Here is a 25,732-nt window from a genome sequence, read left to right as displayed (position 1 = left end):
CTCCCGTCAATCGATCAGCAGCTGATAGCCCTTGCGCAGGACGGCCTGGATGCGCGGACGACCGTCGTTCAGCGGCGGCAATTTCCGCCGAATGCTGCTCAAGTGCACGTCGATACTCCGATCATAGCGCTGATGTGGGCGGCCGAGCCCTTGTTCCGACAGCGTATCCTTGCTGACCACCTGTCCGGCCCGCTGAATCAGCACCTCAAGCAGGTTGAATTCGGCATTGGTGAGATTGAGATCCTGCTCGCCCCAGGAGATTTTTCGCTGGGCCGATTTCAGAACGAGTTCGCCAACCCGGACCATATCGCTTTCGCCCGGCTTGCTCCCCTCGCTGGCGGCGAGCGTACGCCGCAGGATTGCCCGCAGGCGGGCGCTGAGTTCGCGGGGCGTGCAGGGCTTCGCCACATAGTCATCGGCGCCCAATTCCAACCCCTGGATGCGGCTCTCGTCGTCACCGCGCCCGGTCAGCATCAAGACCGGGATGCTGCTCTTGGCACGAATGCGCCGCAACACCTCGATGCCGCTGATCCCCGGCATCATGACATCGACAACTGCGATATCGGGCAGGGGACCGGAAAACAGCATCTGGATGGCCGTTTCACCGTCATTTGCCTGCGATACGCGAAAGCCATCGCTGCGCAGGTAAAAATTCAGAAGCGAGACCAGTTCGACATCGTCGTCGACCAGCAACACGTGGGGAGCATCAGGAAAATTCATGACGGAATGATAACCAAGTCGAGCCTTCATCGGGCGCCTGCTTTACGCGCATTTACGCCCCTTTGGAAAAACTTGCCGGACGACCGGCAAAACAATGCATGTATCAGATTATATTCGATTTTTATTCCACAAACCGGGCACAAACCCCGCCCTTTGCACAGCATCCGTGCCGTGTCGCCCAAGCCGTGCGGATGTCGCCGTCGATGACGCCAGAATTCTTAACACAGCTTTTCACTGTTTAACCCTTAAGCACCTTCGTTGACGGCTTTTCTGGCCGATATTTTGCCTATGACATATCGGACCGGCTGCCGCCGATTCCTTTTCATTTTTTCGAGGAGAATGCGATGAGTTCCATCAGCAGCATAGGCAATTACTACAACACCAGTAGCTACTACACGACCGGCAGTTCGAGCAGCACGAGTTCGAAGCGTCCGAGCAGCGATGAAATCGCCAGCGAGCTTTTTTCGGTACTCGATAGCTCTGGCAAGGGCTACATCGAGGAGAGCGATCTTGCATCGGCGCTGTCCAGCCTGAGTGGTACATCGAGTACGACATCAAGTTCGACCTCCAGCGCCAGTGACATTTTCTCGCAGCTCGATTCCAACGGCGACGGCAAGGTCACGGCATCGGAAATGTCGGCGAGTCTCACCAAACTCGCCGATCAGCTCGATACCCAGTTCAACCAATCGCGTATGCAGGACGCGACGGGCTCGATGCCGCCGCCGCCCCCGCCGACCAATGACACAGGCTTCACCCAGGACGAACTCGAGCAGCAGCTGTCCGAGATCAGCAGTAGCGGCAGTACCAGCGACAGCCAACGTGCCGATCTGATCAGCAACATCGTCAACAACTTCAGTGCGGCCGACACCAACGGCGACGGCAAGGTAACATTCGACGAAGCCATGTCCTACCAGCAATCGACAACGAGCGCGACATCTTCGTCGAGCAGCAGTTCGTCGTCGACGTCGACCAGTTCCGACTCGTCGAGCAAGGACTCGAGCACCAGCACGCAAACCACCGATGCGCAGATGTTCCGGCAGTTAATGGATCTCCTGCGTCTCTATGGCGATGGCACGAGTAGCAACAACACGCTAAGTTCGCTGAGTTCGCTGATTTCGACGTCGGCCTGATGGCACAGAACGACTCCGGCTCCCGCGCGCGAGCCGGAGCGGCGATTCTCGCTGCGCGCGAACACCGACTCAGGTGTTGGTGACGCCGCTGAGCACCTGACCGGCAGGCCCGGCCCTGGACGCCGATTCGCAGTGTCCGGTCTGGTCGTCGAAGAAGAAGTCGGGTTCGAATTCCGCCAGAAACGGCCCTTTCTCCAGACCACCGAGAAACATGGCCTCATCGACCGAAACGCCCCAGTCGATCAGCGTACGGATGGCGCGCTCGTGGGCTGGCGCGCTCCGCGCCGTTACAAGCGCTGTGCGCAAGCGGACCGGAACCGAAGGCCCGGTCGCGCCCTGCAGTCGTTGCAAGGCTTCGAGCAGCGGCTTGAACGGGCCAGGCGGAAGCGGACGTGCAACATGCGCCCGTTCATGGGCGTGAAAGCGCGCCAGTCCATCCTGCTGATAGATGCGCTCGGCTTCGTCTGAAAACAGAACGGCATCGCCGTCGAACGCAATCCGCAACTCATCGGCATGGCGCTCGGTATCGACGTGCGAATGCGCAAAAACCTGAGCGGCGGGAAATCCGGCTGCAAGTGCCTTGCGAACGTCATCGGCATTGGCCGACAGGAACAGATGCGCACCGAGCGGATCGAGAAAGCGGTACGGCGCCCGCCCGCGGGTGAAGACACCGCGACCAAGATCAAGCCCGTTCTCTTCTGCCGAACGGAATACTCGCAATCCCGAAACGGGGTCGTTGCGCGAAAGAATGACGATTTCAACGCGATGCACGCCGTCGGCATTGAACGCCAAGAGCTTCTTCGCCAGCGTAAAGGCCACGCCGGGCGGCGCCGGCCGGTCCAGCCGATCGGACTGCAACTGCATGTAAGCCCGGTCGTCCATTTCTTCGAATACGCGGTTTTCCTCCTCGAAATCGAAGAGTGCCCTCGACGACAGCGCAACGACAAGTTTGTTATCCAACGTCACCGGCATGCAAGACCTCCGTTACTCGATCGGGCCAAAGATTTTTCCCTGACCCCATTTTAGCCTCCTAGAGTTGCGTCGATGGCTATGCCATAATCGATTCGCGTATGCCAAATCTAAACAACGACAGCATCCGTCATGGAGGAGTTATGAACGTACGTCAACGGCCACTGGCCCAGCAACTCAGCATCGTCATCCTGCTGACCACCGTGTTCGTTTTCGCCGTTCTGGTCACCACGCTCTCCATTCTGTCAAATCGCGCCGCCATCGGCCAGGCCGAAACAGCCATTCAGGAACGCGTCAACGCCCTCGCCGCGGCCATCAGCGACAGTCTCGACAACGCCAAGGATACGGCTAAATCGGGCATGGATATCGCCCACAAGATGCTGCCCGGCAGTATCACGCTCTCCGACGAGAAAGCGCCGGCCGGCGACGTTGCCGCCGTACCAGTACTCAAATCCGGAGGCGTCACCCTCAACAACAATCTCGAACTGCTCGCCAAGATCCGCGACCTGTTGCACGCCGACCCCGCCGTCATGGTCAGGCTCGGTGACCAATTCGTCCGCGTCACCACTTTCCTGAAAAATCCCGCCGGCAAGTCGCAGGTCGGCGTCCCCCTGCCGGCAACGGGACCTGAAACGCGCGCCGTCAAGGACGGCAAGCTGTACAGCGGCCTCGTCAGCCGCGACGGCGTCTATTACGTCTCGCATTTCGAACCCATCATCATCGACAATACCACCGTCGGCGCGCTATCGATCCGTGTCAACGTCGATAATATCCTCAAGCGGGTCAAGGAAGGCATCCAATCGTTCCAGGTCGGGGAAACCGGTTACGCCTTCATCGTCGCACCCGGAAAAACCCTTGAAGACGCGGTCATCGTCGCCCACCGCGATCCGAAACTCGTTGGCAAGTCGGTCAAGGAACTGGCGAATCCGGCAATCACCGCCTTCGTCAAACTCATGATCGAAAAGCGAAGCGGAACGCTGCATTACGACTGGACCAGCGAAGACGGCAAATCCGGACGCAAGCTCGCCGCGCTTGCCGAACTCAAGGACTCCGGCTGGATCGTCGGTGCCGGCACCTGGGTCGATGAGTTCACTATCGAAGCCCGCAAGATACGCAACATCACGATCGGCATCCTCGTCGGCGCCGCGGCTTTGCTGGTCATTGTCGCAGCGTTTTACACCAACCGGCATCTGGCGCCCCTGTCGACGATGGCTGAGACGCTCACCGCCATGGGCGATGGCGATCTGCGCCGAAGCATTGCCCAGGCCGATCCGAACAGCCGGGATGAAACAGCCCAATTGGCAGTTGCACTACGGCGGATGCGGGACGGCCTGACCCAGATGATCGGACAGATCGGTGCCGCGACGACCGACATGACGGTCGCGGCGGAAGCGATGAACAGCACCGCGCAGAGCGTGATGGACGGATCGGAGCAGCAAAGTCAGTCCGCCGCGAGCCTGGCAGCCGCGGTTGAGGAAGTGTCAGTTTCGATCTCCCACGTTTCCACCAATGCCAGCGATGCCGAACGACTCGTGACCGAATCGGCGGTTGCCGCGCATCTTGGCAACCAGCGTGTCGGCGAAGTCGTCCGCGAGTTTACCGGTATCGAACGCGATATCCGTGAAACAGCGACCGTCGTCCACCAACTCGGGGAACGGACCGCAAACATCACGCAGGTGGTCCAGATCATCAAGGAAATCGCCGACCAGACCAACCTCTTGGCACTCAATGCCGCGATTGAAGCCGCACGCGCCGGTGAATCCGGCCGTGGCTTTGCCGTGGTTGCCGACGAGGTACGCAAGCTTGCCGAACGGACCGCCGCATCCACCACGGAGATTTCAGGAACGATCGTCACCGTTCAGCAGGACTCGCAGGAAATCGTCACCCGTATCGGCAACCTCGCCCAGCGCATCACCGAAGGCGTCGGTGCCGCCCGTACCGCCGGGGACACCTTGAACGACATCGAAAGGGAAAGTCAGACCGCCGTCACCGCCGTCAAGGAAATCGCCAACAGCACCGGTGAACAAAGTGCAGCGACACACGATATTGCCCAGGGGGTCGAGAATATCGCGCGTATGGCTGAAGCCAACCGACAAGCCAGCGAACAAAACAGTGAAGGCGCCGAACACCTGCACCAACTGGCCGAAACGCTGAACCAAGCGGTCGTACGCTTCAGGATCTGAGGTATATCAGGAGACACCCACCGCATTCTGCGGTGGGTACGGCACGCGCTAAAAGTCGCGGTCGGCTTCCCAGAGGATGAAACCTTTTTCCTTGAACGTCCATTCCATCAGATGCACGAGTGGCGTCGCGCGCTGACACAAATGAACAGGCGGGACTTCAACCTTGACGCCGACCTCATCCAACTCATCGTCGGGATCGATCCCTTCCTCTCTCCGGCGGCATTCGGCCAAATGCAAGGCTTCCTTTTCCGCAGCGATCGCCTCCTTCAGTCGTGCGATCGCCTCCGGCAACTGCTCATGCATGAAAACGCCGCGCGCCGTACATTCCTTGCCGATAATCTCGTATAGCCGACGCAGGTGTTCGGCAAACATCACCATGTCGCCAGAAGTGCTTGACGTTAATCTCACCAACATGACCCGGCCTCTCTACACTCGTCTCTCTTAAGTCTCGATCTCTTTGATTTCATTCTAGCCGCTGGAAGCCAGCTTTGCGGGGTAGAATCCCCATTCATTGCCTTTCCATTGCGCCTTCATGCCAAGGGTCGGATGCGACCCGATGCTCATCTGTCATGTCCTGGTTAAGACTTTTCCTGCCCTTTGCCGGCGCCTATTTTCTCTCGTACCACTTCCGGACGATCAACGCGGTTGTCGGTCCGATCCTGAGCAACGAACTGTCCCTTGGTGCCGCCGATCTTGGCTTGCTGACGAGCACGTATTTTGTCGCATTCGGCGCCACCCAGCTTCCACTCGGCCTGCTGCTCGATCGTTACGGCGCGCGGAAAATCGAGGCTGTGCTGCTGCTGTTTGCCGCGGCCGGGTCGGCGGTTTTCGCTGCGTCGACCTCGATCGACGGGCTTGCACTCGGCCGGGCGCTCATCGGCCTCGGCGTTTCCGCCTGTCTAATGGCCTCGTTCAAGGCATTCTCGCAGTGGGTTGCGCCGGACAAGCTCGCCGCCATGACCGGATGGATCATGACCGCCGGAACCCTCGGCGCATTCGCCTCGACGGCGCCGCTCGATCTCGTTTTGTCTTGGCTGACCTGGCGCGAGGTCTTCTGGCTGCTCGCCGGCATCACCTTCCTCGTATCGGCCTGGGTATTCGTCAGCGTTCCCGAGAAGCAGAGCACGCAGAAGCCTGACTCGATGGCAATCCTGTGGGCCGGATTGCAGGAAATTCTGCGCAGCCCGCATTTTTGGCGGATCGCCCCGATCGGTTTTGCCCAGGTCGGCGGATTCATGGCGATTCAAAGCCTCTGGTCGAGTGCCTGGCTGATGCAGGTCAATGGCTTTTCGCGCTCGCAAGCCGCGGACCACCTCGCAGCGATGAGCATCGCCATGATCGTCGCCTATGTCCTCATCGGTCTGGTCTCGACCCGACTGGCCCGCCACGGGATCAGTCCGCGCATGCTGCTCGCCGGTGCGCTCGGATTCGCGCTGACGACCCTCATCGCAATCGTCGCCGAAGCGAGCGAACACCATTACGCGCTGTGGATCGTTTATGGTGCATTTTCGAGTTTCGGCACGCTGTCTTATTCGGTGCTGGCCAGCGACTTCCCGAACGCACTGTCAGGCCGCGTCAATACGACCTACAACCTCCTGAGTTTCGCCGGCGCCTTCGCCTTCCAGTGGGCCATGGGGCTGATCATCGATGGATTGCGTGCTACCGGCTACTCAAGCGCCAGCGCCCACCGCTACGCCTTCATCATGCTGATTGCCTGCCAGCTCGGCGCCTGGCTCTGGTTCCTCAGCGGTTTCCGGAAAGCCCGACGACAGCTTGGCTGACAGCAATAGCCGGCGGCAGCGACCGGACGGGCCACGCTTTAAAAACAAAACGGCCGGGCGGTGTCGCCCGGCCGTTTGTCTTCGATTCCGACACGCTCAGTGCTGGGTGTGGTGTTTCTTCCGCTTGATCGTCTTGAGCTGCGCAACGGCTTCCGCCAGTTCCGCCTCAGCCGCCGCGTAATTGATGTCGGCGGCGCGGTTCTTCAACGCTTCTTCGGCCCGCTTCTTCGCCTCGAAGGCCTTGGCTTCATCAAGATCGTGCGCGCGAATCGCCGTATCGGCAAGCAGCGTGATCAGATTCGGCTGGACCTCGAGAATCCCGCCCGACACGTAGACCAACTCATAATCGTCACGATCGGGAATCTTGAGTCGCACGGTTCCCGGCCGCAGACGCGTCAGCAGCGGCGTATGCCGGGGATAAATTCCGAGCTCCCCCGACTCGCCCGGAAAAACGGCGAAGTCGGTCTCACCCGAGAAAATCGATTCCTCGGCGCTGACTACATCGACATGTACTCTCAGTGGCATCTTTCATTCCCCTGCGCCAGGCGCCCTCCAAACGGAACGGCGCCCCGGCGCGCTCGATCTTAGAGGGTCTTGGCTTTCTCGAAGGCTTCTTCGATGCTGCCGACCATGTAGAAGGCCTGTTCGGGAATGCTGTCGCATTCACCGTCACAAATCATCTTGAAGCCCTTGATCGTATCCTTGAGCGACACATACTTGCCCGGCGAGTTGGTGAACACTTCGGCCACGTGGAAGGGCTGCGACAGGAAGCGCTGGATCTTCCGGGCGCGATACACGCTCAGCTTGTCTTCCGGCGAAAGCTCGTCCATACCGAGAATCGCGATGATGTCGCGCAGTTCCTTGTACTTCTGCAGCGTCATCTGGACCGCGCGCGCCACTTTATAGTGCTCTTCACCGACAACCTGAGGATCGAGCTGACGCGAGGTCGAGTCGAGCGGATCCACGGCCGGATAGATACCCAGCGCCGCAATGTCACGCGACAACACGACGGTCGAGTCCAAGTGAAGGAAGGTCGTCGCCGGCGACGGGTCGGTCAAGTCGTCCGCAGGCACATACACAGCCTGGATCGAGGTGATCGAGCCGACCTTGGTCGAGGTGATCCGTTCCTGCAAGCGGCCCATTTCCTCGGCCAGCGTCGGCTGATAACCCACGGCAGACGGCATTCGGCCGAGTAGCGCGGACACTTCGGTTCCGGCCAGCGTGTAACGGTAGATGTTATCGACAAAGAAGAGAATGTCGCGGCCATCGTCGCGGAAACGCTCGGCCATCGTCAGACCGGTCAGGGCCACGCGCAGACGGTTACCCGGCGGCTCGTTCATCTGACCGAAGACCATCGCCACCTTGTCGAGAACGTTCGAATCCTTCATCTCGTGATAGAAGTCGTTCCCTTCGCGCGTCCGCTCACCGACGCCGGCGAACACCGACAGACCGGAGTGCTGCTTGGCGATGTTGTTGATGAGTTCCATCATGTTGACGGTCTTGCCGACGCCAGCGCCGCCGAAGAGACCGACCTTGCCGCCCTTGGCAAACGGACAGACCAGATCGATAACCTTGATGCCCGTTTCGAGCAGCTCGACCGACGGCGACAGCTCGTCGAACTTAGGCGCCGGCTGGTGAATCGCGCGACGCTCTTCGGTTTTGATCGGACCCGCTTCGTCGATCGGACGACCGAGCACGTTCATGATGCGCCCGATCGTCGCCTCGCCGACCGGCACCGAAATCGGCTTGCCGGTATTGCTGACCTTCATGCCGCGACGCAAGCCATCGGAAGACCCCAGGGCAATCGTGCGCACCACGCCATCACCGAGTTGTTGCTGGACCTCAAACACCAGGTCGGCTTCGCAACCGGCGTGCTCCTCGGCCTTGTCGAGCGCGAGGGCATCGTAAACATTCGGTATTGCATCGCGCGGGAACTGAATGTCCACCACGGCGCCGATACACTGAACAATATTTCCTTGACTCATCGTCCTATCCTCAATCAATTAACCGGTTCGCAAGATCAGACGGCCGCAGCGCCGCTGACGATTTCCGAAAGCTCCTTGGTGATGGCCGCCTGGCGCGCCTTGTTGTACATCAGCTTAAGTTCGCCGATGACGTTCTTGGCGTTATCCGAGGCCGACTTCATCGCCACCATCCGCGCGCTCTGTTCGGAAGCCATGTTCTCGGCCACCGATTGATAGAGCAGCGCTTCGACGTAGCGGATCAGCAGGTTGTCGATCACCGATTTGGCATCGGGCTCATAGAGATAATCCCAGCGATTCTCGGTATTGCTGCCAACGAGATCGCCGGAAAGCGGCAGCAACTGCTCGATGACCGGCTCCTGCTTCATCGTATTGATGAAGCGGGTATAGGCGATGTAGACGACATCGACCTCGCCATTCACATAGGCATCGAGGAGCACTTTCGCCGGACCGATCAACTTCTCGAGATGCGGGGTATCGCCGAGTCCGGTCAGATGCGACACCAGATTCGCACCGGCACGCACCATGAAGCCGAAACCCTTGTTGCCGACTGCCGACACCTGCAGGGATTTGCCCTCGGCATCCCATTCCTTCATCTTGCTGAGCGCCAGACGCAGGACGTTGGTATTGAGACCGCCGCACAGCCCCTTGTCGGAGGTGACGACGATCAGGCCAACGCCCTTGACCTCGTCGCGCCGCTCGAGGAACGGATGCGCGTAGTCCGTCAGGGCGTGCGAAAGATTGCCCGCCACGCGCCGGATTTTCTCGCCATAGGGACGTGCCGCCCGCATCCGGTCCTGCGCCTTGCGCATTTTGGATGCGGCGACCATCTCCATCGCCTTGGTGATCTTGCGCGTGCTTTCGACGCTCTTGATCTTGTTGCGGATTTCCTTGCCGCTCGCCATGACGATATTCCCCCGTTCAGACCAGCGTGGCCTTGAACGCTTCGATCGCCTTGGTCAGCGCCTTCTCGGCTTCGCTGTCGAGTTCCTTCTTCTCCTCGATGGCATTGGCCAGAGCGGCATGCTGCTGCTTGATGTAGTTCTGCATCAAGCGTTCGATTTCGAGCGCCTTCTTGACCTCGACATCGTCAAAGAAGCCCTGGTTCACCGCGTGCAGCGTGATCGCCATTTCCGACACCGCCATCGGCGAGTACTGCGGCTGCTTCATCAGCTCGGTGACCATGCGGCCACGATCGAGCTGCTTGCGGGTCGCTTCGTCGAGATCGGAAGCAAACTGCGCAAACGCTGCCAGTTCGCGATATTGGGCAAGCGCCAGACGCACACCGCCGCCGAGCTTCTTGATGACTTTGGTCTGAGCCGCACCACCGACCCGCGACACCGAAATACCGGCATCGATGGCGGGACGCACGCCCGAATTGAACAGGTCGGTATCCAGGAAGATCTGGCCGTCGGTAATCGAAATGACGTTGGTCGGCACGAACGCGGACACGTCGCCGGCCTGCGTTTCGATGATCGGCAGCGCCGTCAGCGAACCCGTCTTGCCCTTGACCTCGCCATTAGTGAAACGCTCAACGAATTCCTCATTGACGCGCGCGGCCCGTTCGAGCAGGCGCGAGTGCAGGTAAAAGACGTCGCCCGGGTAGGCTTCGCGGCCCGGCGGACGGCGCAGCAGCAGCGACACCTGACGGTAGGCCCAGGCCTGCTTGGTCAGATCGTCATAAATGATCAGCGCATCCTGGCCGCGATCGCGGAAGTATTCGCCCATCGTGCAGCCGGCATACGGTGCGATGTACTGCAGCGCCGCCGATTCCGACGCCGTCGCCGCGACGATGATGGTGTATTCCATGGCACCATGCTCTTCGAGCCGGCGAACCACGTTGGCAACGGTCGAGGCCTTTTGCCCGATCGCCACGTAAATACAGATCAGGTCCTTGCCCTTCTGGTTGATTATCGTGTCAACCGCCACCGCCGTCTTGCCGGTCTGACGGTCGCCGATGATCAGTTCGCGCTGTCCGCGCCCGATCGGCACCATCGAGTCGATCGACTTCAGACCGGTCTGCACCGGCTGCGACACCGATTTCCGCCAGATCACGCCCGGCGCGACCTTTTCGATCTTGTCGCTCAGCTTGGCGTTGACCGGGCCCTTGCCGTCGATCGGCTGACCCAGCGAGTTGACGACCCGTCCGAGCAGTTCGGGGCCGACCGGCACTTCAAGAATACGGCCCGTCGAACGCACGATGTCGCCTTCGGAGATCTGCTCGTACTCGCCGAGCACGACCGCGCCGACGGAGTCGCGTTCGAGGTTGAGCGCCATGCCGAAGACGCCGCCGGGAAACTCCAGCATTTCGCCCTGCATCACATCGGCCAGACCGTGAATCCGGCAGATACCGTCGGTCACCGACACGACCGTGCCTTGTGTCCGGGTCTCCGAGCCCGTGTCCAGATTCTGAATCTTGCTCTTGATCAGTTCACTGATCTCGGAAGGATTCAATTGCATGCATTTCTCCTAGTTCTTGAGCGCTGCGGCCATTGCGTCGAGCTTGCCGCGAACGGAAGCGTCGAGAATCTGGTCGCCGACCGCGACCCGAACGCCACCGATCAGGCGCGCATCGACCCTGACACGAGCTTCGAGGCGCGTCGCAAAATGCGCTTCAAGCTCTTTCATCAGATTGTCCAGTTGTGCGTCGTCGAGAGGGAAAGCGCTGGTAATTTCCGCTTCCCGGATGCCCTCGTCGGCGCTCTTGAGTTGCTCGTAAATGTCCCGAATATCGGGCAAGACCGAAAGGCGCTCATTTTCCGCCAGCAATCCGACAAACTTCGCGAGATCCTGGTCTTTCTCTTCGCTAAAGAGCGAAATGAACAGTTCGGTCACTTGGCCCGCGGAAAACCTTGGATTGCCCACTATTTTGGCCATTTCCGGATCAACGACAATCGCGGACAGGCGCTCGAGGCGTTCCGACCAGACGGACTGCTTCCCGGTTTCCCGCGCCAGGCGAAACACTGCCTGCGCATAGGGGCGAGCGATGGTGACAGACTCGGCCATAGGGATCAGAGGTCCTGCTTGATCTGCGCCAGCAAATCGGCATGGGCCTTGGCATCGACTTCACGGCGCAGGATCTTCTCCGCACCGGCGATGGCCAGATCGGCCACACGCTCGCGTAGCGCTTCCCTGGCTCGCGCCGCTTCCTGCTCGATTTCCGCCTTGGCGCCGGCAATCACCTTGTCGGCCTCGATACGCGCCTGCGCCTTGGCTTCCTCGATGATCTGCTGCGACTGTTTCTCTGCCTGGACAAGAAGTTCGACAACCTTCTCCTTGCCCTCCCGGACCGTCTCCGCCGAGCGCTTGGATGCCAGCTCGAGGCTTTGCTTGCCTCGCTCCGCCGCTGCCAAACCCTCGGCAATCTTTGTCGCACGTTCGTCGAGCGCTTTCACGATGGGGGGCCATACGAATTTCATCGTAAACCACGCCAAGATGAAAAACACAACGAGCTGGGCGACCAGAGTTGCGTTCACATACACAGTGATCTTCCTCCGCTGAGGTGGATCGAAGCGTCGCTTACTTGACGACGAACGGGTTGGCGAAGGCAAACATCATGGCGATACCGACACCGATCAGGAACGCCGCGTCGATCAGACCGGCCAGCATGAACATCTTGGTCTGCAGCTCGTTCATCAACTCGGGCTGGCGGGCCGAGGCTTCGATGTACTTGCCACCCATCAGGCTGATGCCGATACACGCACCGATAGCACCCAGACCGATGATCAGACCGCAGGCCAGCGCCACATTGCCGAGAACAATTTCCATGACTACTCCTTCAGATTGATGAGTTACAGCGTTAACAATTGAACCAACAAAAACAAAAATCAGTGCCCTTCATGCGCCTGGCCGATATAGACCAATGTCAGCATCATGAAGATGAAAGCCTGCAGCACGACGATCAGGATGTGGAAGAGCGCCCAGAAGGTGCCCGCCACCACATGCCCGGCCCACATCAGCGAACCGCCGACGCCGCTCATGCTCGAGAAGCCCATGCCCATCAGCGCGATCAGCATGAACAGCAGTTCACCGGCATACATGTTGCCGAACAGACGCATGCCGTGCGACACCGTCTTGGCCAGGAATTCGATCATCTGCATCAGGAAGTTCGGCAGATAGAGCGCCGGATGATTGCCGAACGGCGCGGTGAAGAGTTCATGCACCCAGCCGCCCATGCCCTTGATCTTGATGTTGTACCAGAAGCAGAGCAGCAGCACCCCGATCGACATGCCAAGGGTGCCGTTCAGGTCGGCCGTCGGCACCACGCGCAGATAGGCGTGCTCGTTGCCGGTGGCGCCTTGCCAGAGCATTGGCAGCAAATCGACCGGCAGGAAGTCCATCGAGTTCATCAGGAAGACCCAGACGAACACCGTCAGCGCCAGCGGCGCGACGAATTTGCGCGACTCTTCGCTGTGGATGATCGAACGCGCCTGGCCGGCGACCATTTCGAGCAGGATCTCGACCGCCGCCTGCGCCCGTCCGGGCACCCCGGAAGTCACCCGGCGCGCCACCACCCACATCAGGAGCAGGCCGATGACGCCCATCGCCACCGAGAAGAAAAGGGTATCAAGGTTGATGACCGAGAAATCGACGACAGATGCCTGCGGATGCCCCGTGGTGTTGAGGTGCCCCAGATGGTGGACGATGTAGTCGCCCGCACTCGGAACATGAGCCGCCGCTTCGTGACCGGTTGTTGCCATATCAGGACTTTTTCCAGAAAGCCAAAAAACCCGCTTGCACTGCAAGCACCAAACCGCCCAGCAAGGAGAACCAATGCAGGTCGGCATAATTCTTGACGATCAACACCAGCAGCCCGACCGTCAGGGCCATCTTGATGAATTCACCAAGAAAGAAATTGACCGGGTACGAAGCCTTCGGACGCTGCGCGACCCTGCTCAGGCGCAACGCGAACAGAAAATTGGGGAGCACGCATACGAGACCGCCCAAACCTGCCGAAACCGCTCCATGAAACCCTGCCCATCCGCCCGCGACCGCAACCGCCACTCCGGTCGCCATCAACTGCAGAATGACCACTCTGAACAATTGTGCAACCCCAAAAAAAGAAGGCGGTCCTTGCCAGCCACCGGACCGATTGTTGTTTTTCGTTGTTTCAATGCGACTTTATATCACAGGCCGAGCGAATTGCACTATTTCGGATTTCCGACAATTGATGTCAATAATTCTCACTCTCAACTGTTTCGAATGCATTTCCCTCAACCCGCTTCTGCAATACAAGTTCAGCGCATCCGCTGCAGGATGCCGTCCAACTGGTCGAGATTGGAAAATTCAATCTGAATACGTCCGCCGCCAGCCTTGTTGGTACGTATCTCCACCGCTGCCCCGAAGACGTCGGACAGTTCATCCTGCAGACGCAACACGTCGCGATCCGGCTTGGCGGCCTCGGCCGCCTTATGCGGTTTGAGTGCCTGCTGGGCCAATCGCTCGGCCTCGCGGACCGACAGGCCCTTCTGCACGATGCGCTGCGCCAGCTGCACCTGCAAGGCGCCGGACAAGGGCAGCAAGGCGCGGGCATGACCCATGTCGAGCTCGCCGCTCATCAGCAGGTCCTGTACCGGCTGGACGAGCTGCAGCAAACGCAGGAGATTCGTCGCCGCCGGCCGCGAACGGCCGACCGCGTCGGCCGCCTGCTGGTGCGTCATCGAGAACTCGTCGATCAGACGTTGCAGACCTTGTGCTTCTTCAAGCGGATTCAGATTCTCGCGCTGGATGTTCTCGATCAGCGCCATGGCCAGGGCCGCCTCGTCCGGGATTTCCCGGATCAGCGTCGGCACCTCGGTCAAGCCGGCGATCTGCGCGGCACGCCAACGACGTTCGCCGGCGATGATCTCGTAACGTTCTTCGAGGCCCCCGAGCGGACGCACGAGAATCGGCTGCATCACCCCCTGGGAGCGGATCGACGCCGCCAAGGTTTCGAGCGAGGCACTGTCCATCCGCGTCCGCGGCTGGTATTTGCCGGGCTGCAACTGGCCAACCGGCAGCGACCGCTGCTGGTCGCGCCCACTGTTGTCATTGCCGGCAAGCAGCGCATCGAGGCCGCGGCCAAGACCTTTCATTTTCATTGTTCCACTCCTTGTTCCGCCGGCACGCGAACGACACCGTCACGCCGGTCGAGTAATTCCTGCGCCAGAGCCGAATAGGCCTGAGCACCGCGCGACTGCTTATCGAAGGCGATCACCGGCTTGCCGTAGGACGGCGCCTCGGCAAGACGAACGTTGCGCGGGATGATGGTGCGATAGACCTTGTTGCCGAAATGCTCGACAAGCTCTCCGGAAACCTGCTGCGTCAGCGTCGAACGCGGATCGAACATGGTGCGCAGCAGGCCTTCGATTTCGAGCCGGGGATTGAGGTGGGCACGCACCTTTTTGAGCGTCGCGACGAGGTCGGTCAGTCCCTCAAGCGCATAGTATTCACATTGCATCGGAATCATGACGGCGTCGGCCGCAGCCAAACCATTGACCGTCAGCATATTGAGCGCCGGCGGACAATCCATCAGGACGAAATCATATTCACCGAGCACCGGGGCGAGCGCGTCACGCAAGCGGTACTCGCGCCCATTCATGTCGATGAGATCGACTTCGGCGCCCGCCAGCTCGCGATTGGCCGGCAGCACATCGAAGCCGAAATCGGTCCTGATCCTCGCCTCGAGTACGGTCGATCGCCCGATCAGGATCTGATACACCGTCGGCAAGGCCTCGCGCTTGACGATGCCGCACCCGGTCGTGCCGTTGCCCTGCGGATCGAGGTCGATCATCAGCACGCGCTGATCCAGCGCCGCCAGACAGGCCGACAGATTGACCGCTGTCGTGGTCTTGCCGACGCCGCCTTTCTGGTTGGTCACCGCCAGTATTTTCGCCAACTCGTTTCTCCCCTGACTAATGCGCTGCCTTGCTCAGAACGACCAGATGCCGATCGCCATCGACCCCGGGCACGTCGAGCCGATGAACTGCGCCCACCTGCGCCGTCGCCGGCAGCCTGTCCAACTCGGCCTGCGGATGCACCCCTTTCATGGCCAGCCAGACGCCGCCCTCCACCAGGAGGTGCGCCGACAAGGTCACGAAATCGGCAAGTTCGGCAAAGGCACGCGATGTAATCGCAGTAAAGCCGCTCTCCGGATGATACTGTTCGACCCGTCCGGCGTGAACGGAAATATTCCGCAATCCCAGTTCTATGGCCGCCTGTTGCAGGAAAGCCGCCTTCTTCGTGTTGCTGTCGAGCAAGGTGACCGACAGATCGGGACGGGCGATCGCCAGCGGGATGCCCGGTGTGCCGCCGCCGCTACCGACGTCGAGCAGACGCCCGGCCGGAACGAAAGGCAGGATGGCGAGCGAATCGAGCAGATGATGGCTCACCGCCCGGTCCTGCTCGCGCAAGGCGGTCAGGCTGTAGGTGCGGTTCCATTTATAGAGCAGCGCCAGATACGCCAGCAAACGTTCCTGAGTGGCGACGTCCAACTCCAGACCCATCGCCGCGAGCCCTGCCGACAGTTGCTCCGCCTGGCTCATGCCTTCTCCCGGCCGGCGTCGAGCGCCTGGCGCTTGAGGTAGACCAGCAGGATCGAGATCGCCGCCGGCGTCATGCCCTGGATGCGCGAGGCCTGGCCGATCGTCTCGGGTTGGTGCCGCAAGAGTTTCTGGCGAATTTCGGCCGACAGCCCGCCGATGCTGTTGTAATCGATGCCGGCCGGCAGGCGGGTTTCTTCGTTGGCCTGGTTGCGCACGACTTCCTCGGCCTGACGATCGATGTAGCCCTGGTACTTGGCCTGGATCTCGATCTGCTCGACCACCAGCGGATCGCTGACGCCGGCGCTATCCTGCGTTTCACCGACGCCGAGCGCCATCAGATCGGCATACGCCACGTCGGGACGCCGCAGGAGTTCGTACAGCGTGTATTCATGTTCGATCGGCTTGCCGAGCACCTGCGTCACGGCCGCCATGTCGACCTTGTCCGGATGCACCCAGGTCGAGCGCAGCCGCTCCTGTTCGCGCGCGATCGCCTCACGCTTGGCGCAGAACGCCGCCCAACGGGCGTCGCCGACCAAGCCCAGCGCCCGTCCCTGCTCGGTCAGTCGCATGTCGGCGTTGTCCTCGCGCAGGCTCAGACGGTATTCGGCACGGCTCGTGAACATGCGGTAAGGTTCGGCAACGCCGCGCGTGATCAGATCGTCGACGAGCACGCCGAGATAAGCTTCGTCGCGCCGCGGCGACCAGCCGTCCTTTTCCTGCGCGAACAAAGCCGCATTGGCACCGGCGAGCAGACCTTGCGCCGCCGCCTCTTCATAGCCGGTCGTGCCGTTGATCTGGCCGGCGAAGAACAAACCGCGGATCGCCTTGGTTTCGAGTGTCGACGACAATCCGGTCGGATCGAAGTAGTCGTATTCGATGGCGTAGCCGGGCCGCAGGATATGACAATTCTCGAGTCCCCTCATCGAGCGCACCAGCGCCAGCTGCACGTCGAAAGGCAGGCTCGTCGAGATGCCGTTCGGATAGATTTCGTGCGTCGTCAGGCCTTCGGGTTCGAGGAAGATGTTGTGGCTGTTCTTGGTCGCGAAACGATGAATCTTGTCCTCGATCGACGGACAGTAGCGCGGCCCGACACCCTCGATGACGCCGGTATACATCGGCGAGCGGTCGAGACCGCTGCGGATGATCTCGTGCGTCCGCTCGTTGGTGCTCGTCACCCAGCACGGCATCTGGCGCGGATGCTGGCGCGCATCGCCGAGGAAGGAGAACACCGGCAAGGGATCGTCGGAATGCTGCTCGGTCATCACCGAGAAATCGATGGTTTTCCCGTCCAGGCGCGGCGGCGTACCGGTCTTGAGACGACCGGCCGGCAACTGCAGTTCGCGCAGGCGGGCGGCCAGCGAAATCGAGGGCATGTCGCCCATGCGTCCGCCCGTCGATTGCGACAGGCCGACGTGGATCTTGCCGTTGAGGAAGGTCCCGGCCGTCAGCACGACGGCGCGCGCCGAGAAGCGGATACCGTGCTGGGCCACTGCCCCGACGACCCGGTCGCCTTCGACGATCAGATCCTCGCACGACAGCGCGAACAGCGTGAGATTCGGCTGATTCTCGAGACGCCCCCGGATCGCTTGCCGATAGAGCACGCGATCGGCCTGCGCGCGCGTCGCTCGCACCGCTGGGCCCTTGGAGGAATTGAGGATGCGGAACTGGATGCCGGCCTCATCGGTCGCTGCCGCCATCGCACCGTCGAGCGCATCGACTTCCTTAACGAGATGCCCCTTGCCGATGCCGCCGATCGAGGGGTTGCAACTCATCGCACCGAGCGTGTCGAGGTTATGCGTCAGTAATAGCGTCTTCACGCCGATGCGGGCGCTGGCGAGCGCCGCCTCGGTGCCGGCATGGCCGCCACCGACCACGATCACATCGAAACGTTCAGGAAACTGCATGAGGAAATATCCAGCACAAGCAAATCGGGAGGGTTGCGGATTCTACGCCAATTCCATGAAAAATAACAGGTTTCCAGTATTACCAGGAAAAATTCCGAATGAATTCGGTGACATGCGTCAGATTGCAACGGTCATACCTGCTTGCCCGGAAGATCAGGCTCGCGTAAGGTGCGCGCTCATGGCCCAGCCGGATTCCTCCCTCACCGCAGATTTGCTCTTTTCACTGAGCAAGGACCTCGCCCGCATGCGGGTTCTGCTCGTCGATCGTCATATCGGCGCGCGCAACTCGATGCGCATCATCCTGTCGACGCTCGGCGTCAAGTCGATCCACGGCGCAGGAACGGCGGCGGAAGTCGTCCGCCAGGTCAAGGCCAATGACTTCGACATCATCCTCACCGACTATCACCTCGATGACGGCCGGGACGGTCAACAACTGCTTGAGGAACTGCGCCAACAGCATCTGATCGCGTCGTCGACGGTATTCATCGTCATTACCGCCGAACGCGGTTATCACAACGTCGTTTCCCTGGCCGAGCTCGCCCCCGACGATTATCTGATCAAGCCCTTCACCGCCGATCAGTTGCAGGGCCGCCTCGCCCGCGCCATTCACAAGAAGCGGCACTTCGCGCGGGTTCTCGAGGCGCTCGACCGCGGCGCCTACGCCAGCGCCCTGAACCATTGCGACACGCTGCTGGCGCAGAACACGCCTTTCGTTTTCGACTGCCTGCGCTTCAAGGGCGAAACGCTCAACACGCTGGGTCGCTACGACGATGCCAAGCAAATTTATCAGCGCGTGCTCGACACGCCGACGCCGCCGGCCTGGGCCCGCATGGGTATGGCGATCGCGTTGCGCGGTGAGGAGCAGCTCGAACAAGCGGAACTGCTCGCCACTGACCTGATCGAGGACTTTCCCGAGTTCCTCGCCGCCTACGACTTCGTCGCCAGCGTGCGCGAGGAAATGGGACGGCTCCCCGAAGCACAGTCCGTTCTGCAACAAGCCGCCGGCATTTCCCCCAACAATACGATCCGCCAGCGCCTGGTCGGTGACATCGCCGTCCGCAACCAGGACCTCGACACCGCCGAAGACGCCTATGGCCGGGTCCTCGATCGTCGCCAGGGATCGTCGCTGCGCAGCATCGACGACTACACCAATCTCTCGCGCGCAATGATCGACAACGAGCATGTCAGCGAGGCCAAAAAGGTGGTCGAGGACCTGCGCCGCGATTGGCGGGGCAGCAAACACGGCGAAATGGCCGCGCTGGTGATGGACAGCCTCTGCGCTCACAGCGAAGGCGCCGCCGATCGTGCCAAGGAGGCGCTCGACAAGGCCCTGACACTGCACGGAGAACTTCAGGGCGACGACAACCCGGCGCAGTTGTCGCAAAAAATCGTCGTCGACCTCGCCCACGCCTGCCTGGCGAACAACGAAACCGGCAAGGCCCAGGAGATTTTCTCCAAGGTCGCCACGGAAAACTACGAGGACCGCCACCTGATCGCCCGCATCGAGGACGTGTTCGCCAAGGCTGGCATGGCCGAAGCCGGACAGTCCCTGCTCGACAAGATCAGCCGCGAAATCGTCGACCTCAATAACCGCGGTGTGCTTGCCGCCCGCAGCGGCGATCTCGACACCTCGGTCAAGATGCTCATCGAAACGGCACAGCGCGTGCCAAACCTGCAGTTCCTCGTCAACGCCAGCAAAGCGATCTTCACACTGATCGAACAGCGCGGCTGGGTCAACGACTACGCCGATCTCGGCCTGCGCTTCATCGAACAGGCCCAGGCGAAGGAACCGCGCCATCCCAAGGTCATTTCGGCGCGCGAACTCTATCAGCGCGTCGCGCGCAAGTACGGGATCGATTCGGCCCCCGGCAGCGCACGCAGCGGCGCCGAGAAGACCGAAGGCTAAGCGTCTGCGCCGTCGGGAATCGCCGGCCGCACGGGTCAGACGGTGCCTTGCGCTTCTACGTACAAAGCATACAGGGAATGCGAACTGGCCATGTACAACCGGTTGTTCTTCGGCCCGCCAAAGCACAGGTTGGCGCAACGTTCCGGCAAGCGGATGAAACCGATCGGTTTGCCCTCCGACGTGAACACTTTGACGCCGTCGAGCGCTTCCGGCGCGCCCCGCAGTCGGTAGGCCCGACGCCCGCCACCGACCTCGGTCGGTTCCGCTTCGAGCGTGCCGTCGCTGCCCCAGCCACACCATAAATTACCGTCGCGATCGACCCGAAAGCCGTCTGGCGCGCCGTGGTCGGCGGCGTCGATCAGCTTCGTCTTGTTGCCCACCGTACCATCCAGGCGAACGTCATAAGACCAGATGCTGCGATTCGGCGTGCCTTTCCACTCGACCACGTAAAGCTTCTTCTCGTCCGGCGAGAATGCCAGCCCGTTCGGGTTGACGAGGTCGGAAATCACCGGGCTGAGCGTGCCGTCCGGCGCAATGCGGAAGACATGGGTGGCGACCTGTTCAGGCGTCGCCTTGAAACCTTCCCACTCACCACTGATGCCGAACAACGGATCGGAAAACCATACCGAGCCGTCCGATTTGACGACGACGTCATTGGGCGCGTTGAGCCGCTTTCCCTCGTAGCCGTCGGCCAGCACCGTGATACGGCCGTCGCGCTCGGTCCGCACCACGCGCCGCGTCAGCGAATGCTCGCAGGTGATCAACCGTCCCTGCCGGTCGCGCGTATTGCCATTGGAAAAGTTCGCCGGCTCGCGAAATACCGTGAAGCTGCCGTCCCGTTCGCTGTACCTCATGATGCGATTGTTCGGGATGTCGCTGACCAACAGGCACGCCTCGTCAGGCAGATAAACCGGCCCCTCGGCCCAGCGCATGCCGGTCGCCAGTCGCTCGAGCGAACTACTGTAGATCCGGTACTTGAGAAACACCGGATCGAGGATTTCGACGGCCGGATCGGGATAGCGCAGACTCGGCCTGAAATCGGTCCCGTCGCCGTCGCGTTCGCACGACATGGTCATCAGGTAATCGGCGCCGGATTGAACACGGCAAGCGAGTTGAACAGCCCCCACTGGTCGGCCCAGGTCTTCTTGCGCCCGCTCGCCACGTCAAGGATCAGGCGGAAGATTTCCCAACCGACATCTTCGATCGTCGCTTCGCCGGTGGCGATCGTACCGGCATCGACCTCCATCAGGTCGTGCCAGCGGGCGGCGAGATCGCGGCGCGTCGCCACCTTGATCACCGGCGCGGCTTCGAGTCCGTAGGGCGTGCCGCGCCCGGTCGTGAACACCTGCAGCGTCATGCCGGACGCAAGCTGCTGCGTGCCGCAGACGAAGTCGCTGGCCGGCGTCGCCGCGTAGATCAGGCCTTTCTGCGTCACCTTTTCGCCCGGCGCGATGACGCCGGAAATGGCGCTCTTGCCGGATTTTGCGATCGATCCCATCGCTTTCTCGACGATATTGGCGAGGCCACCCTTCTTGTTGCCCGGCGTCGTGTTGGCCGCCCGGTCGGTTTGCCCGAGCGCCAGGTAATTGTCATACCACGCCATCTCGCGCAGCAGCGCTTTGCCAACTTCCTCATTGACGCAGCGCGGCGTCAGGAGGTGGATCGCGTCGCGCACCTCGGTCACTTCCGAGAACATCACCGTCGCACCGGCCCGCACCAGCAGGTCGGCGGCATAACCGACTGCCGGATTGGCGGTCACGCCGGAGAAGGCGTCGCTGCCACCGCACTGCAATCCGACGATCAGGTCGGACGCCGGACAGGTTTCGCGCTTGCGCGCGTTGAGGCGGGCCAGATGCACTTCGGCCTGCTTCATGATGTTGTCGACCATCGACTGGAAGCCGGTAAATTTCTCGTCCTGCAGGCAGACGACGTCGTCGCTGACGACCTTGATAGGAATGCCGCCCTCATTGAGAAGCCGATCCGGCGGCAATTTTTCGCAACCGAGGCTGACGACAAAGACCTCGTTGCCGAAATTCGGATTCAGCGCCAGATTGTGAATCGTCCGGATCGGCACCACCGCCGCCGGCGCGTTGATCGCAACGCCGCAACCGTAGATGTGATTGAGCCCGACAATGCCATCGACATTGGGATATTTCGGCAGGAGCTCGGCCTTCATGCGTTTGACAACATAATCGACGACACCGGCGACACACTGCACGGTCGTCGTGATCGCCAGCATGTTCTTGGTGCCGACAGTGCCATCGGCATTGCGGTAGCCCTCGAAGGTGTAGCCGTCGAGCGGCGGCAACGGGGCCGGCACCTTGGTTGCCAGCGGCAGGGTTTCGAGTGGCGGCGCGACCGGCAGGCGCACCAGCGACTCCTCTATCCATGCCCCGCGCACAATCGGCTTCTCGGCGTAGCCGATGACTTCGCCATAGCGCAGAATCGGCGCGTCCTGCGCCAGATCGACGAGTGCCACCTTGTGTCCCTGCGGCACGTGCTCGCGCAAGGTCAGACCGTCTTCGAAGACGGTGCCGGCCGGCAAGCCGCCCGAGTTGACGACGATCGCGACGTTGTCGGTGTCATGCACCTTGATGTACAGCGGCTTGGCAGGCTTCTTCGCATTCATATCCGGTATTCCACTGGGGCTTACAGCATTTCCAAAGGGGTCGCACGCGTTGGCGGCGGGAAGAGGCGATCGAGCGCAGCCAGCACCGGCGCGTCGAGTTGGCACTGTAGTGCCGAAAAATTTTCTTCGAGGTGCGCGCGCGTCGATGCTTTCGGGATAGCGATCACACTGTCACGCTGCAACAGCCAGGCGAGCGCCAGCTGCGCCGGCTTCCACCCGCGCTCCCGCGCCAGATCGCAAAAGCCGCGATGTCGCAGCAGGCGCGCCTGTTCGATCGGCGAATATGCCATCACCGGAATCCGCCGTTCCTGACACCAGGGCAGCAAATCCCATTCGATGCCGCGCCGCGTCATGTTGTAGAGCACCTGATCGACCGCCAGTGCCTCGCCGCCGGTAACATCGCACCATTCATTCAGGTCATCGGCATCAAGATTGCTGACGCCAAAATGACGGATCTTGCCGGCCGCCTTCAGTGCCTCGAAAGCTTCGATCGTTTCCTCGAAGGGCACGCTGCCGCGCCAGTGCAGGAGATAGAGATCGAGACAGTCGACACCGAGCCGGCGCAAGCTGCGTTCACAGGCGGCCTGCGCCGCCTTGACGCCGGCATTGTGCGGATAAACCTTGCTGACCAGAAAAACCCGCTCGCGGCGACCGCGAATCGCCTCGCCGACGAGCTTTTCCGATTCTCCCTCGCCGTACATCTCGGCGGTGTCGATCAGCGTCATGCCGAGGTCGATGCCGTGCTGCAAGGTCGCAATTTCCTCGGCACGCCGCGCCCGGCTTTCGCCGATCATCCAGGTGCCCATGCCCAGCGCGGGCACCAACTCGCCCGCGGGCAGACTGACGTGTTTCATTGCTTGCATCCTTTCATCGCAGCGCGGCACCGTACGACCGGCCTCACTCCTTGAAGGTTTCCTCACGCTTCTTGCTGATCGCCGGCAACAGCACCACCACCATTGCCACCAGCGAGACGGCGAGCAGCGTCGCCGACAGCGGCCGCGTCACGAACACCGAGAAGTCGCCCGAGGACATCAACAGCGCACGGCGCAGGTGCTCCTCCATCATTGGACCGAGGATGAAGCCGAGCAGCATCGGTGCCGGCTCGCATTCAAGCTTGCTGAAGAGGTAACCGGCAAAGCCGAAGAAGGCCATCATGAAGACGTCCCACTCGGTATTGTTGATGCTGATGACGCCGATTGCGCAGAAAACGATGATGACCGGGAACATCAGGTGATACGGCGCCGTGATCAAGCGCACCCAGAGACCGATCATCGGCAGGTTGAGCACGATCAGGAAGAAGTTGCCGATCCACATCGACGCGATCAGGCCCCAGAACAGCGCCGGCTGCTCGGTCAGCACCGCCGGACCCGGCTGGATGCTGTGGATCATCATCGCACCGATCATGATCGCCATCGTCGGGTTGGACGGGATACCGAGCGTCAGCATCGGGATGAACGAAGTCTGCGAACCGGCGTTATTGGCCGATTCCGGACCGGCGACGCCTTCGATAGCGCCTTCGCCGAAGGGGATCGGATTCTTCGAGAGCTTCTTCTCGACGGCATACGACGCGAAGGACGACAGCACTGCACCGCCCCCCGGCAGGATGCCGAGGAAGGAGCCGACGACCGTGCCGCGCATGATCGGTGCCAGGATCTGCTTGAAGTCGGCCCAGGACAGACGCAAGCCCGACACCTTCTTGGCCATGACGTCGCGGGTTTCCTTCTTCTCGAGATTGTTGATGATCTCGCCGAGACCGTACATGCCCATCGCCAACACGACAAAATTGACGCCGTCGGCCAGCCAGGGCTGCCCGAAGGTGAAGCGCTCGGCACCGGAATTGACGTCGGTGCCGATGATGCCAAGCAACAAGCCGAGGAAAATCATGCCGAGCGCATGAAGCAGCGAGCCGTGCGCGAGGACGATCGAGACGACGAGACCGAGGACCAGCAGCGAGAAATATTCGGCCGGACCGAATTTCAGCGCCATGTCGGCCAGGGGAGGCGCAAACAACGCGATCAGGAAGGTGGCGATGGTGCCGGCGATGAAGGAACCGATCGCCGCCGTCGCCAAGGCCTTGCCGGCGTCACCGCGCTTGGCCATGGCATGGCCGTCGAGCGCAGTGATCACCGACGAGGCCTCACCCGGCAGATTGACGAGAATCGCCGTCGTCGAGCCGCCGTATTGCGCACCGTAGAAGATGCCGGCCAGCATGATCAGCGCGGTGACCGGCTGGAAGCTGAAGGTCACCGGCAACAACATCGCGATCGTCGCCACCGGACCGAGGCCGGGCAGGACGCCGATCAACGTGCCGAGGACGACGCCGACGAAACAGTAAAACAGGTTGGCCAGCGAAAAAGCGGTGCTGAAGCCAAGCGAGAGATTAGCCAGAATTTCCACAGAACCCCCTCACAGGCCGAGCCACGGGCCGAAGATGACAAAAGGCAGCCCAAGTCCCTTGACGAAGACGAGCGCACTGAACGCACTGGTGACGACGGCCAGGATCAAGGCCGTGCGCAGGCGGAATTTATCGCTCGCCCAGGCGCTGGCGACGACCAACAGGATCAGCGAGAGTGCAAGCCCAAGCCCGCGAACGAGCAACCCGAACAGCACGACGCTGCCGAGCACGAGAAAAATTTCCTTCCAGTAGAAGCGCTGAATCGCCTCGCCCGAATGCGTGAAGGAACGAATGATCGAAATGCTGCCGACCAGCACGAGCAAGCCGCCCAGTACCGTCGGAAAGTAACCGGGCCCCATGCGCACGCTGGACCCCATGTTATAGCCGCTGGCGATGACGATCGCCCCGATGCCGATCAGGGCGTACATCAACCCTGCGTAAAAGTCCTTCGGATGCTTGATGAATGATCCCATATGCATTTTCCCCTGCGTCCACCCTTTTCTGCGTTGCCAGCCGCTTTAACTGCATTGCGACACGTTTTACTGCCTCTCTCTGTCCGCGGCTGGAGCGGCGGCGATCACCGCCGCTCCAGCCGGGTTTGCTTTTTCAT

At 61.1% G+C, this 25,732-nt stretch carries 25 protein-coding genes; 4 read left to right on the top strand and 21 right to left on the bottom strand.

What is annotated here, in order from left to right; genetic code table 11:
* Positions 1-6: 6 nt before the first annotated feature.
* Positions 7-720 carry a response regulator transcription factor gene (locus BLR25_RS02615; RefSeq protein WP_091932859.1) on the bottom strand — a complete coding sequence of 238 codons (714 nt, stop codon included), beginning with the start codon at positions 718-720 and terminating at the stop codon, positions 7-9.
* Between the two features lie 344 nt (positions 721-1,064).
* Between BLR25_RS02615 and BLR25_RS02610 the strand changes: the two genes are divergently transcribed.
* Positions 1,065-1,850, top strand: coding sequence for an EF-hand domain-containing protein (locus BLR25_RS02610; protein WP_091932856.1), 786 nt, complete (start codon positions 1,065-1,067; stop codon positions 1,848-1,850).
* Positions 1,851-1,919: 69 nt separating this feature from the next.
* Here the strand turns inward: BLR25_RS02610 and BLR25_RS02605 are convergent, their stop codons facing one another.
* Positions 1,920-2,822 carry a 5'-nucleotidase gene (locus BLR25_RS02605; RefSeq protein WP_091932853.1) on the bottom strand — a complete coding sequence of 301 codons (903 nt, stop codon included), beginning with the start codon at positions 2,820-2,822 and terminating at the stop codon, positions 1,920-1,922.
* 140 nt (positions 2,823-2,962) lie between these two features.
* Here BLR25_RS02605 and BLR25_RS02600 point away from each other — a divergent pair, with 140 nt between their 5' ends.
* Entirely contained in the window at positions 2,963-5,002 is a 2,040-nt protein-coding gene (locus BLR25_RS02600) for a methyl-accepting chemotaxis protein (RefSeq protein WP_176785718.1), read from the top strand.
* A gap of 48 nt (positions 5,003-5,050) precedes the next feature.
* On the opposite strand, the gene BLR25_RS02595 is transcribed toward BLR25_RS02600, so the two are convergent.
* Entirely contained in the window at positions 5,051-5,416 is a 366-nt protein-coding gene (locus tag BLR25_RS02595; protein WP_091932846.1) for a DUF1840 domain-containing protein, read from the bottom strand.
* A 155-nt stretch (positions 5,417-5,571) separates the two neighbouring features.
* On the opposite strand from BLR25_RS02595, the gene BLR25_RS02590 reads away from it, so the two are divergent.
* A complete protein-coding gene (locus tag BLR25_RS02590; protein ID WP_091932843.1) occupies positions 5,572-6,783 on the top strand; it encodes an MFS transporter in 1,212 nt (403 codons plus the stop codon).
* A gap of 96 nt (positions 6,784-6,879) precedes the next feature.
* On the opposite strand, the gene BLR25_RS02585 is transcribed toward BLR25_RS02590, so the two are convergent.
* From BLR25_RS02585 to mnmG, 13 genes are all read right to left on the bottom strand, one after another.
* Complete coding sequence (locus tag BLR25_RS02585) at positions 6,880-7,308, bottom strand: F0F1 ATP synthase subunit epsilon (RefSeq protein WP_091932840.1); 429 nt, start codon at positions 7,306-7,308, stop codon at positions 6,880-6,882.
* Positions 7,309-7,367: 59 nt separating this feature from the next.
* Complete coding sequence (gene atpD, locus BLR25_RS02580) at positions 7,368-8,768, bottom strand: F0F1 ATP synthase subunit beta (RefSeq protein WP_091932837.1); 1,401 nt, start codon at positions 8,766-8,768, stop codon at positions 7,368-7,370.
* Positions 8,769-8,803: 35 nt separating this feature from the next.
* Positions 8,804-9,670 carry a F0F1 ATP synthase subunit gamma gene (atpG, locus tag BLR25_RS02575; RefSeq protein WP_091932834.1) on the bottom strand — a complete coding sequence of 289 codons (867 nt, stop codon included), beginning with the start codon at positions 9,668-9,670 and terminating at the stop codon, positions 8,804-8,806.
* Between the two features lie 16 nt (positions 9,671-9,686).
* Complete coding sequence (gene atpA, locus BLR25_RS02570; RefSeq protein WP_091932830.1) at positions 9,687-11,225, bottom strand: F0F1 ATP synthase subunit alpha; 1,539 nt, start codon at positions 11,223-11,225, stop codon at positions 9,687-9,689.
* A gap of 9 nt (positions 11,226-11,234) precedes the next feature.
* Positions 11,235-11,771 carry a F0F1 ATP synthase subunit delta gene (locus tag BLR25_RS02565; protein WP_091932826.1) on the bottom strand — a complete coding sequence of 179 codons (537 nt, stop codon included), beginning with the start codon at positions 11,769-11,771 and terminating at the stop codon, positions 11,235-11,237.
* Positions 11,772-11,776: 5 nt separating this feature from the next.
* Entirely contained in the window at positions 11,777-12,247 is a 471-nt protein-coding gene (locus tag BLR25_RS02560) for a F0F1 ATP synthase subunit B (RefSeq protein WP_091932823.1), read from the bottom strand.
* Between the two features lie 37 nt (positions 12,248-12,284).
* On the bottom strand, positions 12,285-12,533 hold the full coding sequence (gene atpE / locus BLR25_RS02555) for a F0F1 ATP synthase subunit C (RefSeq protein WP_091932819.1): 249 nt from the start codon (positions 12,531-12,533) through the stop codon (positions 12,285-12,287).
* 59 nt (positions 12,534-12,592) lie between these two features.
* Positions 12,593-13,465: a F0F1 ATP synthase subunit A gene (gene atpB, locus BLR25_RS02550; RefSeq protein WP_091932817.1), complete on the bottom strand. Its 873-nt coding sequence runs from the start codon at positions 13,463-13,465 to the stop codon at positions 12,593-12,595.
* A 1-nt stretch (position 13,466) separates the two neighbouring features.
* Positions 13,467-13,799, bottom strand: coding sequence for an ATP synthase subunit I (locus BLR25_RS02545; protein ID WP_245715460.1), 333 nt, complete (start codon positions 13,797-13,799; stop codon positions 13,467-13,469).
* A 203-nt stretch (positions 13,800-14,002) separates the two neighbouring features.
* Positions 14,003-14,845 carry a ParB/RepB/Spo0J family partition protein gene (locus BLR25_RS02540; RefSeq protein WP_091932811.1) on the bottom strand — a complete coding sequence of 281 codons (843 nt, stop codon included), beginning with the start codon at positions 14,843-14,845 and terminating at the stop codon, positions 14,003-14,005.
* On the bottom strand, positions 14,842-15,642 hold the full coding sequence (locus BLR25_RS02535; RefSeq protein ID WP_091932808.1) for a ParA family protein: 801 nt from the start codon (positions 15,640-15,642) through the stop codon (positions 14,842-14,844). Before BLR25_RS02535 ends, BLR25_RS02540 begins: the two co-directional genes overlap by 4 nt.
* A gap of 16 nt (positions 15,643-15,658) precedes the next feature.
* Positions 15,659-16,288: a 16S rRNA (guanine(527)-N(7))-methyltransferase RsmG gene (rsmG, locus tag BLR25_RS02530; RefSeq protein WP_091932804.1), complete on the bottom strand. Its 630-nt coding sequence runs from the start codon at positions 16,286-16,288 to the stop codon at positions 15,659-15,661.
* A complete protein-coding gene (gene mnmG / locus BLR25_RS02525; RefSeq protein ID WP_091932800.1) occupies positions 16,285-18,192 on the bottom strand; it encodes a tRNA uridine-5-carboxymethylaminomethyl(34) synthesis enzyme MnmG in 1,908 nt (635 codons plus the stop codon). Before mnmG ends, rsmG begins: the two co-directional genes overlap by 4 nt.
* Before the next feature lie 178 nt (positions 18,193-18,370).
* Here mnmG and BLR25_RS02520 point away from each other — a divergent pair, with 178 nt between their 5' ends.
* Positions 18,371-20,098, top strand: coding sequence for a response regulator (locus tag BLR25_RS02520; protein ID WP_091932796.1), 1,728 nt, complete (start codon positions 18,371-18,373; stop codon positions 20,096-20,098).
* A gap of 35 nt (positions 20,099-20,133) precedes the next feature.
* On the opposite strand, the gene BLR25_RS02515 is transcribed toward BLR25_RS02520, so the two are convergent.
* The 5 genes from BLR25_RS02515 to BLR25_RS02495 are packed head-to-tail and all read right to left on the bottom strand — an operon-like array spanning position 20,134 to position 25,595.
* Positions 20,134-21,174 carry an SMP-30/gluconolactonase/LRE family protein gene (locus BLR25_RS02515; protein ID WP_091932791.1) on the bottom strand — a complete coding sequence of 347 codons (1,041 nt, stop codon included), beginning with the start codon at positions 21,172-21,174 and terminating at the stop codon, positions 20,134-20,136.
* Entirely contained in the window at positions 21,174-22,727 is a 1,554-nt protein-coding gene (gene garD, locus BLR25_RS02510) for a galactarate dehydratase (RefSeq protein ID WP_091932787.1), read from the bottom strand. Before garD ends, BLR25_RS02515 begins: the two co-directional genes overlap by 1 nt.
* Before the next feature lie 20 nt (positions 22,728-22,747).
* Positions 22,748-23,581 (bottom strand): aldo/keto reductase, encoded by an 834-nt coding sequence (locus BLR25_RS02505; protein WP_091933656.1) that lies wholly within the window; start codon positions 23,579-23,581, stop codon positions 22,748-22,750.
* A 43-nt stretch (positions 23,582-23,624) separates the two neighbouring features.
* On the bottom strand, positions 23,625-25,124 hold the full coding sequence (locus BLR25_RS02500; protein WP_091932783.1) for a tripartite tricarboxylate transporter permease: 1,500 nt from the start codon (positions 25,122-25,124) through the stop codon (positions 23,625-23,627).
* A 9-nt stretch (positions 25,125-25,133) separates the two neighbouring features.
* Entirely contained in the window at positions 25,134-25,595 is a 462-nt protein-coding gene (locus BLR25_RS02495; RefSeq protein WP_091932780.1) for a tripartite tricarboxylate transporter TctB family protein, read from the bottom strand.
* Positions 25,596-25,732 lie beyond the last annotated feature (137 nt).

This window comes from Propionivibrio dicarboxylicus (assembly GCF_900099695.1).
GTDB classification, from domain to species: domain Bacteria; phylum Pseudomonadota; class Gammaproteobacteria; order Burkholderiales; family Rhodocyclaceae; genus Propionivibrio; species Propionivibrio dicarboxylicus.
The sequence above is the reverse complement of the archived record's forward strand: the minus strand, read 5'-3'. Positions and strand labels throughout refer to the sequence as shown.

Excerpts from the sequence above, each read along its gene's own strand:
- BLR25_RS02615 (WP_091932859.1), bottom strand. The coding sequence starts at position 720 with ATGAATTTTCCTGATGCTCCCCACGTGTTGCTGGTCGACGACGATGTC.
- BLR25_RS02610 (WP_091932856.1), top strand. The coding sequence starts at position 1,065 with ATGAGTTCCATCAGCAGCATAGGCAATTACTACAACACCAGTAGCTAC.
- BLR25_RS02605 (WP_091932853.1), bottom strand. The coding sequence starts at position 2,822 with ATGCCGGTGACGTTGGATAACAAACTTGTCGTTGCGCTGTCGTCGAGG.
- BLR25_RS02600 (WP_176785718.1), top strand. The coding sequence starts at position 2,963 with ATGAACGTACGTCAACGGCCACTGGCCCAGCAACTCAGCATCGTCATC.
- BLR25_RS02595 (WP_091932846.1), bottom strand. The coding sequence starts at position 5,416 with ATGTTGGTGAGATTAACGTCAAGCACTTCTGGCGACATGGTGATGTTT.
- BLR25_RS02590 (WP_091932843.1), top strand. The coding sequence starts at position 5,572 with ATGTCCTGGTTAAGACTTTTCCTGCCCTTTGCCGGCGCCTATTTTCTC.
- BLR25_RS02585 (WP_091932840.1), bottom strand. The coding sequence starts at position 7,308 with ATGCCACTGAGAGTACATGTCGATGTAGTCAGCGCCGAGGAATCGATT.
- atpD (WP_091932837.1), bottom strand. The coding sequence starts at position 8,768 with ATGAGTCAAGGAAATATTGTTCAGTGTATCGGCGCCGTGGTGGACATT.
- atpG (WP_091932834.1), bottom strand. The coding sequence starts at position 9,670 with ATGGCGAGCGGCAAGGAAATCCGCAACAAGATCAAGAGCGTCGAAAGC.
- atpA (WP_091932830.1), bottom strand. The coding sequence starts at position 11,225 with ATGCAATTGAATCCTTCCGAGATCAGTGAACTGATCAAGAGCAAGATT.
- BLR25_RS02565 (WP_091932826.1), bottom strand. The coding sequence starts at position 11,771 with ATGGCCGAGTCTGTCACCATCGCTCGCCCCTATGCGCAGGCAGTGTTT.
- atpE (WP_091932819.1), bottom strand. The coding sequence starts at position 12,533 with ATGGAAATTGTTCTCGGCAATGTGGCGCTGGCCTGCGGTCTGATCATC.
- atpB (WP_091932817.1), bottom strand. The coding sequence starts at position 13,465 with ATGGCAACAACCGGTCACGAAGCGGCGGCTCATGTTCCGAGTGCGGGC.
- BLR25_RS02540 (WP_091932811.1), bottom strand. The coding sequence starts at position 14,845 with ATGAAAATGAAAGGTCTTGGCCGCGGCCTCGATGCGCTGCTTGCCGGC.
- rsmG (WP_091932804.1), bottom strand. The coding sequence starts at position 16,288 with ATGAGCCAGGCGGAGCAACTGTCGGCAGGGCTCGCGGCGATGGGTCTG.
- mnmG (WP_091932800.1), bottom strand. The coding sequence starts at position 18,192 with ATGCAGTTTCCTGAACGTTTCGATGTGATCGTGGTCGGTGGCGGCCAT.
- BLR25_RS02520 (WP_091932796.1), top strand. The coding sequence starts at position 18,371 with ATGGCCCAGCCGGATTCCTCCCTCACCGCAGATTTGCTCTTTTCACTG.
- BLR25_RS02515 (WP_091932791.1), bottom strand. The coding sequence starts at position 21,174 with ATGACCATGTCGTGCGAACGCGACGGCGACGGGACCGATTTCAGGCCG.
- garD (WP_091932787.1), bottom strand. The coding sequence starts at position 22,727 with ATGAATGCGAAGAAGCCTGCCAAGCCGCTGTACATCAAGGTGCATGAC.
- BLR25_RS02505 (WP_091933656.1), bottom strand. The coding sequence starts at position 23,581 with ATGAAACACGTCAGTCTGCCCGCGGGCGAGTTGGTGCCCGCGCTGGGC.
- BLR25_RS02495 (WP_091932780.1), bottom strand. The coding sequence starts at position 25,595 with ATGGGATCATTCATCAAGCATCCGAAGGACTTTTACGCAGGGTTGATG.